Genomic DNA, 17,354 nt, shown 5'->3' with positions numbered 1-17,354 from the left:
CTCGGAGGACAGGCCGGACTCAGGCCACCCGGTTGCGGCGGCGACGCAGGACGACGACCTGCGCCAGCGCCAGGAGGCCCGCATACAGGCCCGCCTCGCCACCGGAGGCCGCGCTGCAGCCGCCGCTCTCCGCCTCGATGACGACCGTGACAGGCGCGGACGTCACCGAGTTACCCGTGCTGTCGACGACCACCGCGGTGAGGGTGTGCGTCGTGCCGGCCTTGGCGCCCCGGCTGTCCCACGAGCCGGACACCGTGGCCGTCTTGCCCGTGGCGATCTCCGCGCCATCCACGAACAGGGTGACCTTGGCGATGGTGGTCCCCGGCGCCGCCACTGCCTTGGCGATGACGCTGACGCTGCCGGACACCTTGGCGTTGTTGCTCGGGCTGGTGATGGCCACGGTGGGGGCCGCGTACGGCGACACCGTCGTCTGCGCGGAGGCGGTGAGGCTCGCCTGCGCCGCATCCGTGAGGGTGAGCGTCTGCGCGCCCCCCGTCTTGAACGTCACCTTCGCGTCCGTCACCACGCCCGCCGCGAACGTCACGGAGGAGGGCAGCACCGCCGCCCCGTCGGTGGACGTCACGCGGGCGGCGCCCGTGTACTGCGTGCAGGCGTTGTCGTAGGCGTCGAAGGCGGCGGCGGAGAACGAGATCTCCTGACCGGCCGCGGTGGTCGCCGCCAGCGTCACGGTGTAGCGGGCGGGGGCGGCCGGAGCCACCGTGAACGCCGCGCTCGTCACGCTGGAGACGCCCGAAGCGCTCGCCACCAGCGTGTAGCCCGTGCCGGCCTTGCGCAGCGACACGCCCTTGAACGTGGCCACGCCGTTGACGGAGTCCACCTCGAGCGTGCCCAGCAGCTGTCCCTGGGCGGCATTCGCGCCCAGCGCCAGCGTGACGTGGACCGTCCCCTCGGTGACGCGCTGCCCGGAGCCATCGAGCACCTCGACCTCGAGGGTCGACAGCGTGGCGCCCGCCTGGATGTTGCCCGGGGCCGCGCGGAAGGCGAGCTGTGTCGCCGGAGGCGCGTTGACGCGGAAGGCAGACGAGCTCGCGGCGACCGCGCCCGCGGCCTCCGCCTTCAGCATGTAGCCAGTGCCCGCCTTGGCGACGGACAAGAGCGTGAAGGTGGCCACGCCATCCACCGCGTTCACCACGGTGTTGCCGCGCAGAGTCGCGCCCGCGGCGTTCGCCAGCGACAGGGAGACCTGCGTCGTGCCGTGCGTCTTGTTGCCCTGCGCGTCGAGCACCGCCACGCGCGCGGAGAACACCTCACCCGAGGCGAGCGCCGCCGCCGGACCCTGCTCGAACACGAGCTGCGCCGCGGCGCCCGGCTGCACGTCGAAGGCGGCGGTCGTCGCACCGGTGAGGCCGTTGCCGCCCACCGCGAGGGTGTAGCCCGTGCCCACCTTGTTGATGGACAGGTCGCTGAAGGCCGCCACGCCGTTGACGGCCGCCACCGAGGTGGTGCCGGACAGCGTGCCACCGCTCGGGTTGTTGCCGAGCGCGACGGTGACCACGGTGCCACCCTGGGTGACGAGGTTGCCCACGGCGTCCAACACCTGAACCGAGACCGCCGGAGCGATGGCGCTGCCCGCGGCCACGGTGGACGGTTGCTGCGCGATCGCCACGTGGTGCGCCGCGCCCGCGGCGACGTTGAACGCGGTGCTGGAGGCGTTCGGCAGCGCGCTGGTGCTGGCGACGAGCGTGTAGCCCGTGCCCGCCTTGTTGATGGACAGGTCACCGAAGGTCGCCACGCCCGCCGCCGTCGCCACCGTGGTGGTGCCGGACAGCGTCGCGCCCGCGGTACCGCCGGCCAGGGCGACCGTGATGGAGCGGGTGTCGACGACGGCGTTGTCGAACGCGTCGACGACAGCGACCTGGAGCGCCGGCGACAGAACCGCGCCCGAGGTCCCATTCGCCGGCTGCGCGCGCAGGACGAGCTTGGCGGCCGGTCCCACGGCGATGGCGAAGGTCTCGCTGGTCACCTGGGGCAAGCCGTTGCTGGAGGCCACGAGCGTGTAGCCCGTGCCCGCCTTGGCGATGGACAAGTCACTGAAGGTCGCCACGCCGTCCACGGCCGCCACGGTGGTGGTGCCAGACAGCGTGCCGCCCGTCAGGGTGACCGTCACCTGCTCCGTGCCGTGCGTGGCGTTGCCGAAGGCATCCACGATGGCGACCTGGAACGCCGGCGACAGGACCGCGCCCGCGGTGCCGTTGGACGGCTGCGTGCGGATGGCGAGCTTGGCGGTCGAGCCCGCGGTGACATTGAACGCCGTGCTGGTGGCGTCCGTGAGGCCCGCGCTCGTGGCGACCAGCGTGTAGCCCGTGCCCACCTTGTTGATGGACAGGTTGCTGAAGGTCGCCACGCCGTTGACGGCCGCCACGGTGGTGGTGCCGGAGAGCGTGCCGCCCGTCGCGCCGCCCAGGGTGAGCATGATGTTGTTCGTGGCCGACGTGACGTCGTTGCCGAACGCGTCCTTGATGCTGACCTTCACGACCGGCGAGAAGGCGGTGCCCGCGACGGCATCGCCCACGGTGGACGTGAACGCGAGCGACTTGGCCAGCCCCGAGACGACGGTGGTGTTCGCCGACGCGGTGAACGCCGCGTTCGCCGTGTCCGTCGCGGTGACGGTCTGCGCGCCCAGGGTGTGGAACGTGATGGCGACTTGGGTCGCCACGCCCTGCGCGAACGTGACGCTCGTGGGCAGCTCCGCGCTCGTGTCCGTGGAGGTGATGGCCGCCGTGCCCGTGTAGCCCGTCGCCACCAGACCCAGCGCGTCGACCGCCTTCACGGTGAAGGTCGCAGGCGAGCCCACCGGCGTGGTGCCGGACAGTCCGCTCAGCGTGTAGCCCACGGCCGCTCCCGCGTTCTGCGGCTTGGTCGTGCAGCTCTCCACGGCGTCCGCGACCAGGCTGACGTTGTCGAGGTAGAGGCCCTCGGCCACGGTCTTGCTACCGCTGTAGAAGCGGAAGCCGAACCACACCGTCTGGCCCGCCAGCGCGTTGAGGTTGACGGAGACGGCCTTGAGCGCGCCGTTCGCGCCCGCGTTGCTGTTCGTCCAGACGCGGGTGGTGGGGGTGCTGGTCAGCGCGCCGTCATAGCCACCGGCGGTGATGTACGGCGCGTTCGCCGTCACCGCGTCGGCCACGTTGGTCCAGGGACCCGCCGCGCCCGTGGTGCTGTACACGAGATAGGCGCCGTCCCACAGGTTCTCGAACTTGTACCAGACGTTGAACGACAGCGTCGCGGCGGTGGTGCCCGCCGGGATGGCGAAGCCGTTGATGCCGGCCGTGGTGCCGTTGCCGCCCAGTGCCAGCGTGGTCGCCGTGTTGATGGGGTAGGTGCCGCCGCACGTCGTCGCGGCCGCGCCGAAGCGATACGACTTCGTCGCGGACTGGTAGTGGCAGTTCGTGACGATGTTGAGCGTGTTCGTGCTGCCCGTCTGCGCCGTGGCAATCCAGTACGCGGCCGCGTTGGCCGGACGGTTGTTGTCGAAGTCGTCGCTGTAGCGCAGGCCGGGGAGCGAGGCGCCGTACGGCGTCGCGGACCGCTCCACGGTGTTCTTCTCCTCCACGGTCGCGCCGGCGGTCTCCGTCGCGCGGACCACGTAGTAGTACCGGGTGCCCGAGGCCAGGTCCGCGTCATCCGCGAACGTGGTGGCGGTGAGGCCCGTGGCGATGCGCGTGGCCTCGGACGGGGCGAAGCCCGCCGTGGTGGAGCGGTAGACGGAGTAGCTCAGCGTGCCGCCGCAGCGCGGGGTGGCCGCGGACCAGGACAGCGTGTCGGCGCAGAAGCTGGTGCCAGCGCTCGCGGCCGAGGTGAGGCCGTCGAAGGCGGGCTGCAAGGTGCACTGGCCCGTCGCGGTGGCGGAGACCTCCGCGGAGGCCGTGGACTCGGCGCAGATGACGCCGCGGACCACGTAGAAGTACGTCGTGCCGCCGGACACGCTCGTGTCCGAGTAGGCCGCGCTGGTCGTGGTGGCGATGCGCGTATACGGGCCGCCCGCGGTGGTGGCGCGGTACACGTTGTAGGCCGTGGCGTCGTTCGCCGCCCAGGCCAGGTTGATGACGTTGTCGCCGGCCACCGAGGCCGTCACGCTGCTGGGCTGCGCGGAGGTGTCGTTGCAGCTGTTGTAGACGACGAGCGCGAAGTCCTGGTCCAGCGCCGGGGTGTTGTTCGGCACGCCGTTGGAGTTGATGTTCGCCGCCGTCACCGTGACCGTGAAGGCCCCCGAGACGCCCGCGGGCAGGAAGACGCTCTCCACGTTGTTCTTGTCATCCGCCGTGCCGCCCGTGACGGAGTCGCCCTTCGTGAAGACGTTGCCCTTGTAGCTCTTGCCGCCGACGTCCACCGACAGGTCCAGGTTGTTCTTCCACGCGCTTCCCGTGGTGGAGCCCGGCGCGTCCGTCCAGGCCAGGGTCACGCGGAACGGCTTGGTGGAGTCCTTCACCGCGCCCGTGAAGACGCGCGTCTGGCCCGTGGCGGTGAAGAGGTCCTCGGGCGTCTGGTCCGCGAGCTTGCGCGCGACGCCGTCGAAGGCCATGCCCAGGTCCATCATGCCCATGCCCTGGTTGTTGGAGTACAGGTCGTCGTTGGCGCCCGTGCCCGTCAGGTAACGGGTGGAGTTCATCAGGTACGCCTTGGTCATCGCCGCGCTGGGCGGCGTGACGCCCTGGTTGATGAAGTACTGGCGCACGAGCGCCGCGCCACCGGCGACCGCCGGCGTGGAGTGGCTGGTGCCGGACGACGCCGAGTACCACTGCTGCGTCGTGGGGAAGTAGGGGGAGTTGCTCGGGCCACCGCAGACGCCGTCCGCGACGAAGCACGAGAGCGCCTTGCCGTTGGGGAAGGCGGGCGGGTTCGCGCGCTGCTCCGCGCTCTGCGCCACGCCGCCGGACACGTGCGTGCCCGGCGCGACGATGTCCGGCTTCTTGCGGCCGTCCGTCGTGGGGCCGCGGCTGGAGAAGCCGACCATGTCGAGCGCGCTGTCCGCCTCGCTGTCGGGCGTGGCGCACATGTCCGCGCCGCCGAAGGCCTGCACGTTCTCCGAGGCGCCCACCGTGATGATGTTCTTCGCCGTGCCCGGCGTGCCCAGCGTCTTGGTGGCGGGGCCCGCGTTGCCTGCCGCGAACACGATGACCATTTCCTGGTTGCCCGGCGCCGGGACGGCCGAGCCCGTGGGCTGCGCGTCGCGCACGAGGGCGTCGTACCGCTGCGCGTCGGAGTCGTAGATGTTCTCGTCCGCGCCCCAGCTGTTGCTGCTGATGCGCATGCCGTCTCGGTACGCGCGGGCCTGGAGGTCCTCGTAGATCGCGTCGGTCCAGTCCGGGTCGAACACCACGGACGCGCCCACCTTCACGAACGGGGCAACACCCAGCCCGTAGTCATAGCCCGCGGAGTCCGCGAACGGCGCGCCCGTCCGGTTGGAGTAGCCCGCGATGATGTGCGTGTTCAGGGTGCCGTGACCGTCGCAGCCCTGCAGGGTGCTGCCCGTGTTCGGGGTGCCCTCGAGGCGGCTGTACACCACGCGGCTCGTGCCGGTGATGTCGCCGCGCAGGTAGAGGCCGAAGTGGTTCGGCTGCGTCGTGCCGTTGTCCAGGCCGCTGTCGCTGACGTCCACGCCAAAGCCCGAGGCGGTGAACTGCTCCTGCGTGAAGCCCTTGGACGCAAGCCACGCCAGGTAGCCCGGCCCCGTGGGGTTCTTCCCGTTGAGGTTGCCGGAGACGATCATGTTCTGCCGCTCGTCGAACTTCCGGCGCGGCGCACGCGGGTTGATGGAGAACACGTCCGGACGGGAGACCAACTCGTAGACCGCGTCGCGGTTCACGTAGGCCACCACGTTCACGTAGTCCTGGCTCTCCTGCACCACCGGCACGCGGTACTGGAGCTGGTTGAGGAGGTTCAGCGTGAGCGCGTTCTCAGCCGAGTCCTTGAGCAACTGGATGCTGTAGACCTTGGGGTCCGCGGACTGGATGGACGGGTGCAGCTTGTAGTCCGTCAGGTACTCGCCGCTCCACTGGATGCCCGAGCTTGCGCGCGACACGTGCTTCTGGAGGCCCGAGAGCGTGGGCGCGTCGCCGTAGACGATGTACGCGTTGTTCGGGATGTACGTGACGACCCGCACGCCCGTGGCCACCAGGGCCTGGTACCACTCGGGCCGCACGGGGCCCGCGAACTGCACGATGTGGAAGCCCTTGCTCACCGGCGCCGTCAGCGCGCGCAGCGACTTGCCCTGCACCGAGGATGTGTCGAGGGTCCCCGTGTTCAGCAGGATCTCGTTGTAGTCATCGCGGATCTCCGCGCCCTCAGGCAGGGAGCTCGCCCCGGCCTCGTCGACCTCGAGCACCTTGAAGGCGCCGTAGTCGCCCACGACCTTGGCGCCATGCTGCTCCAGCCTGGCGGCCGCCGCAGCGCTGAGCTGAACCTTGTGGGTCGCTCCGCTGCTCGACGTCTCCTCCGAGGATGTGGGCTGGGCCTCCTGGCCCGCACCGTGGCAACCCAGTGTGGTCACCAGCCAGACCGCGCCCAGGAGCTTCGCGGCGATCGCGCTCCGGGAGCTCCCGGGCCGTCGCGTTGCAGATTGATTCTTCAAGTGTGGCCCCGCATGTCGGGCCGCGACCTGTCGTCCAATTCGCTGGCCCGTGTTGCTCCAACGGATCAATCCCGCCGGAGCGGATTTGGTACCATGCGTGGGTCGGAATCACAATTGATCAAGGCCGGATTAAGAACGGTGAATGCATCTCAGGAAATCACAGGAATAAGCGCGTGAAGCCCGGGGCCGAGTTGACCTCATGAGGCGACGGGGTGAGGGGAGCCGCGGGAGTGTCCTGGTGTGGGGACTCGCGATCGCGTTGGGGGCGGGGCTGCTCGTGTGGCGCGTGCGCTCCGCGGCTCGCGACGTGCGGACTCCGGTGGCGTTGGCGCCCGTCGAGTACGTCGGCTCCGACGCGTGCCGGGCCTGTCATCCCGTGCACGAGGAGAGCTGGCGCCGCACGTTCCATCGGACGATGACGCAGGAGGCGACGGCGGACTCGGTGCTGGGCGACTTCCGCGGCGTGAGCCTCACCGTGGAGGGGGTCACCTCGCGCTTCCTTCGCGAGGGGGGACACTTCCTCGTCGAGACGCGTGATGGAGAAGGGCGCATCCGCCAGCAGGTGGTGGCGCGCACGGTGGGCTCTCGGCGGGTGCAGCAGTACCTGGTGCGTGAGGGGGACCGGTACATCCGCTTGCCCGTCGCGTGGGACATCGAAGGTCGGCGCTGGTTCCACCTGAGCGCGGGCTTCCTGGACCCGGATGGGCTGGACTTCAACGCGCACCGCTCGCTCTGGGATGGCAACTGCATCTTCTGCCACAACGTGAAGGCGCAGCCGGGCTACGACTGGGAGCGCGCCCGCTTCGACAGTCACGTGGCGGAGCTGGGCATCGCCTGCGAGGCCTGCCATGGCCCGGGGGCCGAGCACGTGGCGCGCAACACCTCACCGGTGCGTCGCTACTACCTGCATTACTCAGGGGCCTCGGACCTCTCCATCCTGAATCCGGAGCGCCTGGACGCGCTGCCTCGTGTGCAGGTCTGTGGCCACTGCCACGGGCAGCGCACGCCGGAGCCGTTGGCGCGCATCCGCGAGTTCCTGTCGAACGGCGATCCGTACACTGCGGGAGAGGACCTCTCGCGCTACACCGCGCCGCTGCAGCGTGACAGTCACCTCCAAGGCGTGGACGTGTCGCTGCGCTTCTGGCGGGACGGCACGCCGCGTCTGACGGCCTATGAGTACCAGGGCCTGTTGTTGTCGAAGGACTTCCAGCGCGGCGGGCTGACGTGCACGCACTGCCACGCGATGCACGCGGGGGATCCTCGCGGGATGCTCGAACCCGAGATGCGCGGACCCGAGGCGTGCCGGAGCTGCCACGCGGACCTCGTCGCGCGCGCGGCCGGGCACAGCCGTCACCGCGAGGGCTCGGCGGGTACGGACTGCTACGCCTGCCACATGCCGAAGATGGTCTATGGCGTGATGACGGTGCATCCCTCGCATCGCATCCAGACGCCGGACCCATCGCGCGCGTGGCGACAGGAGATGCCGGAGGCCTGCACCTTGTGTCACACCGACCGGAGCGCGAAGTGGGCGGCCACCACGCTCCAGGCGCAGCGGGGCCTGCCGCCCCGCGAGGACCTCCCAGTGGATTCAAGCTTCGACGTGGCCGAGAGCATCCGCGCGCTGCTCGCTGGGGACGTGGTGCAGCGTGTGGTCGCGGCGTCGGCGCTGGGGGATGCACGCAGCGCCACCGCTCAACCCTTGGCGCGGCTCTGGGCCGTGCCCTTCCTCACCCAGGCCTTGGAGGACGACTATCCCGCGGTCCGTCGCGTGGCCTGGCAATCCTTGGAGCGACTCGTGACCCAGGCGGGTGGGGTGCGTCCGGCGCTCGCGGGCTCCTCCGCGCGGCTGCCGCGCTTCGACTTCCAAGCGCCTGTCGCCGAGCGCGCCGCCGTGATTGCCCAGTGGCGGGAGTGGTGGGAGAAGTTGGACCCGCGAGGCATTCCTCGCCCGGACGCGGCCGTCCCGCTGGACGACGCGCTCAGGCCGCGTCCCCTCATCATCGAGCAGCTGCTTCGACGGCGCGCGGCCCAACCCGCGATCCAGATAGGCGAGTGACGTGACGGACACGCAGACGCAATTGCGCACCGAGGACCGCCCGCGCGCCCATGCGCGTTGGGGCTGGACCCTGCTGTTCGTCTCGCTCACCCTTGGCGTGGGACTGGAGGCGATGGAGGGTTTTCGCTGGGCCCCGCTGGTGGGCGATGCCTGGGCGCACCGCCTCTGGTCCCTGGCGCACTTTCATGGCGCGGCGCTGGGGTTGCTGCATCTGGTCTACGTTGGGTGGGCGGAGGCGCCCGCGCTGAGCGAAGCGAGCCGGGCGTGGGCCTCGCGACTGCTGCGCGCGGGCAGTCTCGCGCTGCCGCTCGGCTTCCTGTTGGGTGGCATCGCGCACCCGGAGGGAGATCCATCCCTCGGCATCGTGTTCGCGCCGGTGGGGGCGGTGGCGGTGCTCGTCGCGGTGGCGCTCCAGATGCTGGGCACCTGGCGGCGTCGCGGTTAGGGCCCGGCGCTATCGCGTGCGCGTGCGGCTCGCCGGCGCGGGCGAAGACTCGGAGCCGATGTCCGCGATGGGCTCGAAGCCGTGGACCTGTTGATCGACCTTCGCGACCTCCTCGAGCCCCTCGGCGATGGCGTCGATCTCTCCGTAGAGTTGCTGGAGTCCGTCCAACGTGTTCGCGTCGGGCGAGGTGGCTTCGAGGCCCGCGCTGCGGAGGCGGACCAGTTGGGTGGACATGCCGTCCAGCGTCCACTGCAGGCGCGTCAGTTCGGCGTCCAGGCGGTCCGCGCTCTTCTGGAGGAGCGCTCGGTGCCGCTGCTGCTCGGAGATGGCCTGCACCGCGCTGCCGAGCGAGCGCTGCACGGCGGCGTCGGAGGCGGCGTCTCGCTTGCGCTCCAACTCGGCCTTCTCCTGCTCCAGGAGGGACATCGTCTCGGGCGCCGCCTCCGCGCGCAGCAACTTCTCGCGCGAGAGCACGCGATGGCACATCTGTCGAAGGGCCGTCACCGTCGATTCGGACACGCCCATCGCGGCCCGCAGGTCGGGTGAGGACTGCCGCAGCTCTGCCTCCAGCCGGTCGCAGATGCCATCCAGTCTCACCTGGCGGGGATCCACCTCGGCGCCGCGCGTGGGCTCCGTCGCGCGAGGTGGGGGGGAACTCGACGACATGGCTGGGGGGCTCGTCCGAGTGGCCCAGGTCGAGCCGGGCATGAGGTGCTGTCCCGGGGGGACGTGTGCGCCCTCCGTCACCGTGGAGCCCGCGCCCACGACACTCCCGCGCCCGACCACCGCGTCCTCGTGGACGGTCGAGCCCCACGAGACGATGGCTCCCTCCTCCACGAGGGCGCCGTCCAAGACGGTGGAGCCCATGCGCACCACCGCGCCGCTGCGGATGACGGCGCCAGGACCGATGGTGGCGCCCATCTCGACGGTGGCGCCGGGCTCGACCACCGCGTCCTCGGCCACCTCCGCGCCCATGCCGATGCGAGCCTGGGTGGGATCCGTTGGCACGAGGCCCGCGGGCAGGTTGCTGGTGATGAGGTTGCTCGAGCGCCCCAGGGCCGCGATGCCCGCGAAGACGCCGAGGATGAGCGCGGGGATCACCCAAGCCCAGTCACCCGTGGAGATGGCCACGGTGATGAGTCCCACCGCCAGCGTCACGCAGCCCGCGATGACGGGCACGTTCGGCCCGGAGTCCTGCTGGGCCGGAGGCGGAGAGGCTTGCTCGCGATTCAGCGCCGCGGCGAGCCGCGCGAGGCGGCGCTCACGCTCGACTGGATCGATGGGATGGGAGCTCATGCTCAGACAGCAAGCCTCAACCCGAGTGCGAGGTCCAGTGCGGACGCGGAAGTCCCCGCGCCAATGAACGCCATCGACGAATGGGAGGCGGAGCATCTCCCACACGGCGACTTCGCTCGAAGTGATATCGTGGAAGGTCGGAGAGGTGTGATGACTTCAGCGATGCGCGACCTGTGGGCGGGGCTGGATGCGTACTTCCCCGAAGTGGCCTATCCCGACCCTGTCCCCGAGCGCTTCCAGACGGAGCCCCTGTTCGCGTTCGCGACGCGGGTGACCCAGGCCTACAAGGCAGATGCGCGGGAGGTGGATCCGGCCCACGCGGACTCGTGGCGAGCGCTGCTCCATCACGCGCGAGAAGTCTACGCGTTCGTGCAGTCGCGCTTGTCCATCACGTACTCGACGCGCACGGTGTACTTCGGACCGGAAGACATCCTCGCGGACATGGAGCGAGGACGGCTGGAGATCAACACCGAGCACTGCGAGCACCCGCTGTGGACGCCCGAGGAGAACTGCATCTTCCGCGTGGCGCACGACATCGTTCCGCACGCGCGTTACCTGCGGACCTTCTCGCTCGAAGGGGAGGTGCTCGCGTTCCACGACCATGTGCGCCGTGCGCCACGCGAGGCACGGCTGGCCCTGTTCACTGAAATCTGGAGCTACGCGGCGATCCGCTACTCCACGGGCGTGTATCCCGAGTCCCAGAAGTGCGTCGCCTTCCCGGAGTTGCTGGCGGACTACGAGCGCGCCTTCCTCCCCGGGGTCCCCGTGTAGCGCTGTCGTGGCCTGCCCCTAATCAATGCAGGGGAGCGCGCTGACGGTGGACGTGATGGCGTAGGAGGCGTCGATGGTCACGAGGGAGTTGCCAGACCAGTTCTGGTGGCTGCACGTTCCTTCGGCGCTCGCGGGGCCATAGGTCCAGGCTCCGTTGACGATGCGGTTGTCATGAATCTCCCACGCGGTGCCCGAGTGCCACTCGGTGACGAGGGTGAACGCGCCGCCCATCAGGAGGTTGTCCCGCACGGAGACCTCGCCGACGTTGGGGTCCACCAAGTTCACCATGAACGTCGCATCGATGCCGCGCGCATCGACGGTGTTGTGCTCGAAGGCGAGGTGGGTGCAGGCCGCGTCGGGGCAGTAGGCCTGGAGGCCGTCCGCGTGACTGGTGGCATTGGCGCACTGCTTCACGAACGAGTCGCGGATGGTCACGGTGTTGCCAGACATCCGGAAGCCATCGTCATGGCCGCGCACGTGGACGCGCAGCGCGGTGTACGAGGACTCGCCCACGCCGGGGGCGGTGATGCAGCCGGTCGCCGGACCGACGGTCGAGTCAGTGATGGTGAACGGATAGTGATTGGGGCCGTACTCGTTGATGACCGTGCCGTCGATTTGACTGTTCACGACGGTGACGTTGTTGGCGGCGATGAGGAGGTTCCCCGCGATGTGCCTGCCATCGATGACGGCGCCCGCGGTGGTGACTCGGTAGGTGGTTCCCGAGTCATTGAGCGGCAAGTCCGTCAGCACCGTTCCCGGGGGCACGCCGGTGCACTCCGGCGTGGGGTGCTCCGGAAGCGGGCAGCCGCGAGCAAGCCGCGCGGGAGTCGTCTCCAGCAAGGGAGTGCCGGAGTTCGACCCCGCGTCAGGTGAACAGCCAGTCAGTGCAACCAATGCCACGACAAGGGGGAGTCCTGTTTTGGCCATGATCCCAAGGCTTAGCGTGCGTCCGGTGGCTGGCTCAATCGAAATGCAAGACACCCCCTGGCCAACGCCAGAGGCATGGAATTGGGTGGAAAAGTTCCAGACAAACTGTTGCCAGTCATCGCGGGGCCCCCAAGGCCATCCCGCCCCCTCACCCAGGAGGGGTGGGAGGAGCGGACTTCGGCCACCGGCGTGGGCGCGTATTACCGCCGTGCTGCAGGCGTCGCCGGCCATGCGCGGGGCCATGCCGGCGTGGGCCGCGAGTTCCACCCCCAACCCTGCGCGAAAGTCCGGGGAGAAGGGGCGCGCTCATCAGATGATGGGAGCCGGTGCGAACCACGCTTGGGGGAGTCTCACCCTCGCGCTGTCAGACGCCCCTGGTAGCGTTCTGGCCATCACACAGACGAACCCGCCGGAGCGGGTGGCGCATCACGAGGGGGCATCTCTTGGGATTTCACGTTTCCTGGGTCGCGACGCGAGGCATCGAGATGGACGCGCTGTGGTCGGCATTCCAGTTGGCGAAGGCGCCGTCGAACACCGAGTCGGATGCGATCACCAGCACCGTTCTGTCCTCTGGCTGGAACCTCGTCTCCTTCAACTCCATGAGCACGTACTTCATGGGCTTTGACGAGGACATTCCGCGCGAGTTGTCCAAACAGGGAGAGGTCCTCCAGTGCGTTGCGGATGAGACCTGCATGGGCTCCAGTGCCAGGGGATATCGCGGCGGAGCCATGCTCTGGAGGGTCGAGCACAACGCGAGCGAGAGCCGCTTCAACATCGAAGCAACCGGCACGCCACCCCCTTGCTACATGGAGATTCGACAGCGATTGCTCGCGAAGCAACGCGCCCAAGGCCGTGGCGTGGACTACGTCTTCTCTCTCCCCATCGAGATCTGCGAGACGTTGACGGGCTACCGTTATGACCGGGTCTACGGGGGGGCCATCGAGTGCCTCATCGAGGCTGAGGCCGAGTAGCCCCAGCCGGGGCTCGCCCTCTCAGGAACCTGACGCCACCTCAACTCTCTGAGGCTCGCAGGTGAGGTTCCTCCTTGGCCTCGGTTTGGCACTGCCATTGCTGTGCCCGCGCGCTTTCCACTCTCAGGGGGACATCTCGTGACGACCACTCCATTGCACCAATGCACCCATCCGATTCTGCGTCTCTCACTGGCCTCATTGATGTGGCTCGCGAGCTGTGGGGGTGCTGAGGTCGACGACCGCGTCGACGTCGAGGGATTCACCGAGGTGCAGGTGAATCAGAGCGGCCATCCTGCCCTCGATGCGCTGCACCTCCCCTCCATGCCGGACTCCATTGCGCTGCGGAGAACGGTTGCCCGCGTCGCGCCGAGCGATTCGCCGTTCATCACGGTGTCCGAGGCGGGAGAGACCTGCGGAAGGGCCACGGACGTCCCGTTGTGTCAGGAGTACCTGAAGCAGACGGCGTCTTCTCGGGGATTCCATCGCTTCTGCACGGAGACCTGCTCGGAGTTCTATGTCGTCACGACCCAAGGCGACGACATTCACACGTACGCCACGGTGAATGCGCTTCGGGTGTTGTTGGGGGACATCGACACTGCGCAGGATGCCACGTTGCTCGTCTATTCCTTGGGCTACACCTACGTGCCGCACAAGGTGGAGCAGGGCGGCGTGAGGGCCAATCCCGATGGCTCCTTCGATGTCATCGCCAATCAAGGGTTCGTGAGCTGCGAGGGCACGGACCTGACGCAGGTCGTGCTCCACGTCGAGCCCGCGGGCGACGTCGAAGAGCGAGAGCGCCATGTCCTGAAGCGAGGGGAGGGCACCTGTCCGGTCGGAGTAGACCCGTGATGCAAGAGGCCATGCGTCCCACCTGCGTCGCCCCCTCTTCGGCGTGGACAGGTCTGATGCCCCGAAGACGCAGACGTCACATTGATTCTCGACGAGCCCTGACGCTCGAGGCGCGACTCTGGCTTTGGCGTTGCCTTGCCGGCACGTGTGTCACTTCCCTGGAGTCTCCTCGTGAATACCCCCATTTGCGCCAGCTCTTCTCCCGGGCGTGACGTGCTTCGTTCGCCCCCCGGTCTTCGCGGGCTGCGGTCAATTGGTGGACCTGTGGAGACGACAAGAGCTGTCCCTCGTTCTTCTTCGTCGCGACCTTGGGGGCCCAGGTCGCCACGTACGCGACCCTCGATAGGAGCAAGGCCCTGTTGACGCCGATTGATACGGTTCGAGAGGCTGTCTATCTCGTGTCGATCGCCGGCTACACCGTGACGTGCGACAGCGACGGCCTGGAAGTGGGCGCGGTGAAGCGCAACACGGATGGGTCGTTCAACGTCGTCGCGACGAGCGGCTTCGCCTGCGGGACCAACTCGAAGCTGACCCAGCACCTGCTTCAGGTATCCGGAGCCGGGGTATTTCGAGGGCTGGAGAACCACACCCTGGAGCGGGGTAATGTGCATTCCGACGGCTGCGCGACGAACTGTCATTGCACGGCGCGCAGATGGACCTCCAATCCGAGGCGCGGAGAAGTGCCCAGGACGAGGTTTTGCACACGATGAGGACGGGACGGAACGCGCGACGCTTTGGCGCCACGCCGCGGGCGCCTCTGAATGGGCGCGGGCGCCTCGCGAATCTGAAGTCGCAGCTCACCCGACAAGTGTGGCTCGTCGGGTGAGCGCGGCTTCATTGCCGTGACCGTCGCACCGAGCGCGTCGTCCGTGATGCGACGGCGCGCCACGGGCCTTCACTCAGTTCTGCGTGGAGGTGTCTTGTCCGTTCACGTAGGTGCGGATCACCGCGATCTTGCTGATCTGCGTCGGGTCGCCATGGTTCGCGGGATCGAAGTCGAGCGGGTTGGCGCCGAGCACGACGAAGTCCGCCACCTTGCCCGGTTCGATGCTCCCGACCCACTTGTCGAGTTCATGCTGGCGGGCCGGCTCGATGGTGACCGCGCGCAGGGCTTCATCGACGGTCATCGCGTGCTCGGCTCCGAGCACGTAGGTCTGCTTGAAGTCGGGGTAGGCCCACGTGCGGCGGGTGACCGCCTGCTCCACGAACCACAGCGGGCGGGCCGGGGTCACCATCGAGTCGCTGTGGAGCGAGAAGGGGATGTCGAAGCGCCGGTCGAACGCCACGGGATCGATGTCACCGCCGCCCAGGGCGCCATCCTTCTGAAGCATTTGCGAGAGGGCATCGCCCCAGTAGGCCACGTGGCCGATGAGGTGCGTCACCCGCACGTCCACGCTCGGGGCCCGGGTCGTCTGGGTGAGGGCATACGTGCCCTTGCGCAGCTCGCCAATCGCCCGGGAGACCGACTCCTGTCCCACGGTGTTGTGGATGAGCAGCATCCGATGGTCGTTGACGTGCTCGGACTGTAGCTGGGCCAACGCCTCGACCGCCCACTGGTTGGCCTGATTGCCATTGGCGTGGAGCTGGAAGCGCCAGCCGCCACGGTTCCAGAGGGTGCGCATGGCCGCGACGAGCGCCTGCGTGTTCTTGAAATCCCCCTGGCCCTCGTTGGCGTCGGGGCAGTGGCCCTTGGCATTATACACATAGGGCTTCTCGAGCAGGGCGGTGCATCCCTGGGTTGAACCGTCCACCCAGAGCTTGATGGCCCCGGCGCCCAGCCACTTGGGCAGCACGCACTGGGGATCGGCCTTGGGGTCGCAGGTGGGACCCGTGGGCTGAAGCTCCTTCTCGATCGTGACGTGGTCCTTCTCTTTGGCCGCGGCGGCGAGGTGGGTCACCACGCCTGTGACACGCAGCGGGAAGTTCGGGTTCTCGGCGAGGATCTTCACCATGTCGAGCTGCGAGCGGCTCGACAGTCCGCCGTCCGCGACCGTCGTGAGTCCCGCCTTGCGCAGGGACTGGATGGCCTCCTGGACCTCCTTGATGCTCCCTTGCGGAATCGTCGTGTTCATCAGGATGCCTTGTTCGGTGGCATCCAGGAAGGGCGCATATCCCGCGGCCTCTTCAATCAGGCCGGTGAAGTTGCCGTTCGCATCCGTGACCCAGTGGCCGCCATTCTTCGTCACCGAGTCCGGCGGCGTACACGGCTTCTTGTCCTTGCAGACCGCCGCGATGGCCTTGTCGTTGACGTAGGCGAGGTGGCCCGACTGGTCGAGGATGAGGACCGGGCGGTCCTTGGACACACAGGCGTCCACGTAGAGCTTCGGCTGCTTCATGAAGTCGGTGGTGACCGTGACGCCGCACTTCTTCGGGATGAAGGCCTGGCGGGACGGATCCAGGTTCATGCCGAGGACGAACATCTTGGCCGTGTCCGGCGTGGTGGCCACCTTCATGGAGTTCAGCGCGCCCAGGAGGTCTGTATGGGCCGCGCACGTCTCGGCGGACGCCTCGTTGTAGGGCGGGGGGAGGCACGGCGCCAGGTTGTGCGTCCCCAGCACGCTCTGGAGCAGCGTCGGCAGTAAGTGCAGGTGCGGGTCGATGAACCCAGGCATGAGGACCTGCCCCGGCTCCAGAGTGATGGTCTTCGCAGTGGCGCTGCGCCCCGCGCTCAGGGCCTCCGCGCTTCCGACCTGCACGATGTGCCCGCGTCCATCCACGCTGACGGCGCCAGCAATCGTGCCCTTGCCATCCAGCGTGATGATCTTGCCGACGAAGAGAGTGGTGTCGTCAGCCGCTGGCGCGACGCTTCCCCGCGTCGCGCAAGACGACAGCATCACGACGGCACCGATTGTCGCGAGGGAATGGGGTCGCTTGTGGCCGTGGTTCCGAGTAGTTCGAGTGGAGTGATGAGCCATTGGGACTCCTTTGGGAGGAGCCCTCAGTCTAAGGCAGATGTTTGAAGTCCGAGGCGAAAAGACTCGTGGCCGTGCCGTCTGGACTTGTTCGAACGTGTTGACGTGTCGGCACTGGGTTTGACACGTCAAGGATGTGATTGACGTGTCATGGCTGCGTTTCTCGCGGCGAGAAGCGCCCTGACACGTCAATGCCTGAGCCAGACGTGTCAGGGGATGCACTGCCGAGAGGCCTGGTGTGTCTAGACCTTGTGGACTGCATTCAAGAAACTTCAACGGGGCCTTAGAACCTATTTCGGTAGGAGCGCGTGGAACCAAGTGATGATGCCCAGCGCAAAGTGCAGCATCGCGACGTAGGTGTCCTCTCGCTTCTCCCAGCGCACCAGCAGACGTCGGAAGCGGTTGAGTCAGGAGTGGGTTCGCTCGACGACCCATCGCGGCGAAGGGCGTCGACGTGGTGCGCACCGGGGCCTCACCTGGGAGTGTCGTCTGGGGGCCCGGAGCGTGAAGCCATACTCCTGGGCCAGCTCGCGCA

10 protein-coding genes and 1 pseudogene are annotated in these 17,354 nt (G+C 68.4%); 6 read left to right on the top strand and 5 right to left on the bottom strand.

The annotated features are described in order from the left end of the window. Positions 1-19: 19 nt before the first annotated feature. Positions 20-6,511, bottom strand: a complete 6,492-nt coding sequence (locus tag KRR26_RS23750; protein WP_328707202.1) for a S8 family serine peptidase — start codon at positions 6,509-6,511, stop codon at positions 20-22. Between the two features lie 319 nt (positions 6,512-6,830). On the opposite strand from KRR26_RS23750, the gene KRR26_RS23745 reads away from it, so the two are divergent. Both KRR26_RS23745 and KRR26_RS23740 read left to right on the top strand, forming a co-directional pair. After that, a complete protein-coding gene (locus KRR26_RS23745; protein WP_233577495.1) occupies positions 6,831-8,648 on the top strand; it encodes a cytochrome c3 family protein in 1,818 nt (605 codons plus the stop codon). A 1-nt stretch (position 8,649) separates the two neighbouring features. Beyond that, complete coding sequence (locus tag KRR26_RS23740; protein ID WP_217080925.1) at positions 8,650-9,093, top strand: hypothetical protein; 444 nt, start codon at positions 8,650-8,652, stop codon at positions 9,091-9,093. Between the two features lie 9 nt (positions 9,094-9,102). On the opposite strand, the gene KRR26_RS23735 is transcribed toward KRR26_RS23740, so the two are convergent. Next, positions 9,103-10,389, bottom strand: coding sequence for a hypothetical protein (locus tag KRR26_RS23735; protein ID WP_217080924.1), 1,287 nt, complete (start codon positions 10,387-10,389; stop codon positions 9,103-9,105). Between the two features lie 150 nt (positions 10,390-10,539). Between KRR26_RS23735 and KRR26_RS23730 the strand changes: the two genes are divergently transcribed. Continuing rightward, on the top strand, positions 10,540-11,160 hold the full coding sequence (locus KRR26_RS23730) for a hypothetical protein (protein ID WP_217080923.1): 621 nt from the start codon (positions 10,540-10,542) through the stop codon (positions 11,158-11,160). Positions 11,161-11,178: 18 nt separating this feature from the next. Here KRR26_RS23730 and KRR26_RS23725 read toward each other — a convergent pair whose 3' ends face one another. Next, a complete protein-coding gene (locus KRR26_RS23725; protein WP_217080922.1) occupies positions 11,179-11,925 on the bottom strand; it encodes a hypothetical protein in 747 nt (248 codons plus the stop codon). A gap of 605 nt (positions 11,926-12,530) precedes the next feature. On the opposite strand from KRR26_RS23725, the gene KRR26_RS23720 reads away from it, so the two are divergent. The 3 genes from KRR26_RS23720 to KRR26_RS23710 all read left to right on the top strand — a co-directional run bounded on the left by KRR26_RS23720 (position 12,531) and on the right by KRR26_RS23710 (position 14,617). Beyond that, positions 12,531-13,058 (top strand): hypothetical protein, encoded by a 528-nt coding sequence (locus KRR26_RS23720; RefSeq protein ID WP_217080921.1) that lies wholly within the window; start codon positions 12,531-12,533, stop codon positions 13,056-13,058. A gap of 321 nt (positions 13,059-13,379) precedes the next feature. Beyond that, complete coding sequence (locus tag KRR26_RS23715; protein ID WP_217080920.1) at positions 13,380-13,907, top strand: hypothetical protein; 528 nt, start codon at positions 13,380-13,382, stop codon at positions 13,905-13,907. Between the two features lie 359 nt (positions 13,908-14,266). Beyond that, complete coding sequence (locus tag KRR26_RS23710; RefSeq protein WP_147423089.1) at positions 14,267-14,617, top strand: hypothetical protein; 351 nt, start codon at positions 14,267-14,269, stop codon at positions 14,615-14,617. Positions 14,618-14,806: 189 nt separating this feature from the next. On the opposite strand, the gene KRR26_RS23705 is transcribed toward KRR26_RS23710, so the two are convergent. Both KRR26_RS23705 and KRR26_RS37860 read right to left on the bottom strand, forming a co-directional pair. Continuing rightward, positions 14,807-16,741, bottom strand: coding sequence for an amidohydrolase (locus KRR26_RS23705; RefSeq protein WP_236069136.1), 1,935 nt, complete (start codon positions 16,739-16,741; stop codon positions 14,807-14,809). Positions 16,742-17,109: 368 nt separating this feature from the next. After that, a pseudogene (locus KRR26_RS37860) lies at positions 17,110-17,354 on the bottom strand (IS5/IS1182 family transposase); the annotation flags it as partial.

Source organism: Citreicoccus inhibens (genome assembly GCF_019039035.1).
Classification (GTDB): Bacteria; Myxococcota; Myxococcia; order Myxococcales; family Myxococcaceae; genus Citreicoccus; species Citreicoccus inhibens.
Note: the sequence above shows the minus strand (reverse complement) of the source record. Positions and strands in the feature narration are given on the sequence as shown.

Bases quoted from the DNA above. Each gene is read 5' to 3' on its own strand.
- KRR26_RS23735 (WP_217080924.1), bottom strand. From the start codon at position 10,389: ATGAGCTCCCATCCCATCGATCCAGTCGAGCGTGAGCGCCGCCTCGCG.
- KRR26_RS23730 (WP_217080923.1), top strand. From the start codon at position 10,540: ATGACTTCAGCGATGCGCGACCTGTGGGCGGGGCTGGATGCGTACTTC.
- KRR26_RS23715 (WP_217080920.1), top strand. From the start codon at position 13,380: ATGCCGGACTCCATTGCGCTGCGGAGAACGGTTGCCCGCGTCGCGCCG.
- KRR26_RS23705 (WP_236069136.1), bottom strand. From the start codon at position 16,741: ATGCTGTCGTCTTGCGCGACGCGGGGAAGCGTCGCGCCAGCGGCTGAC.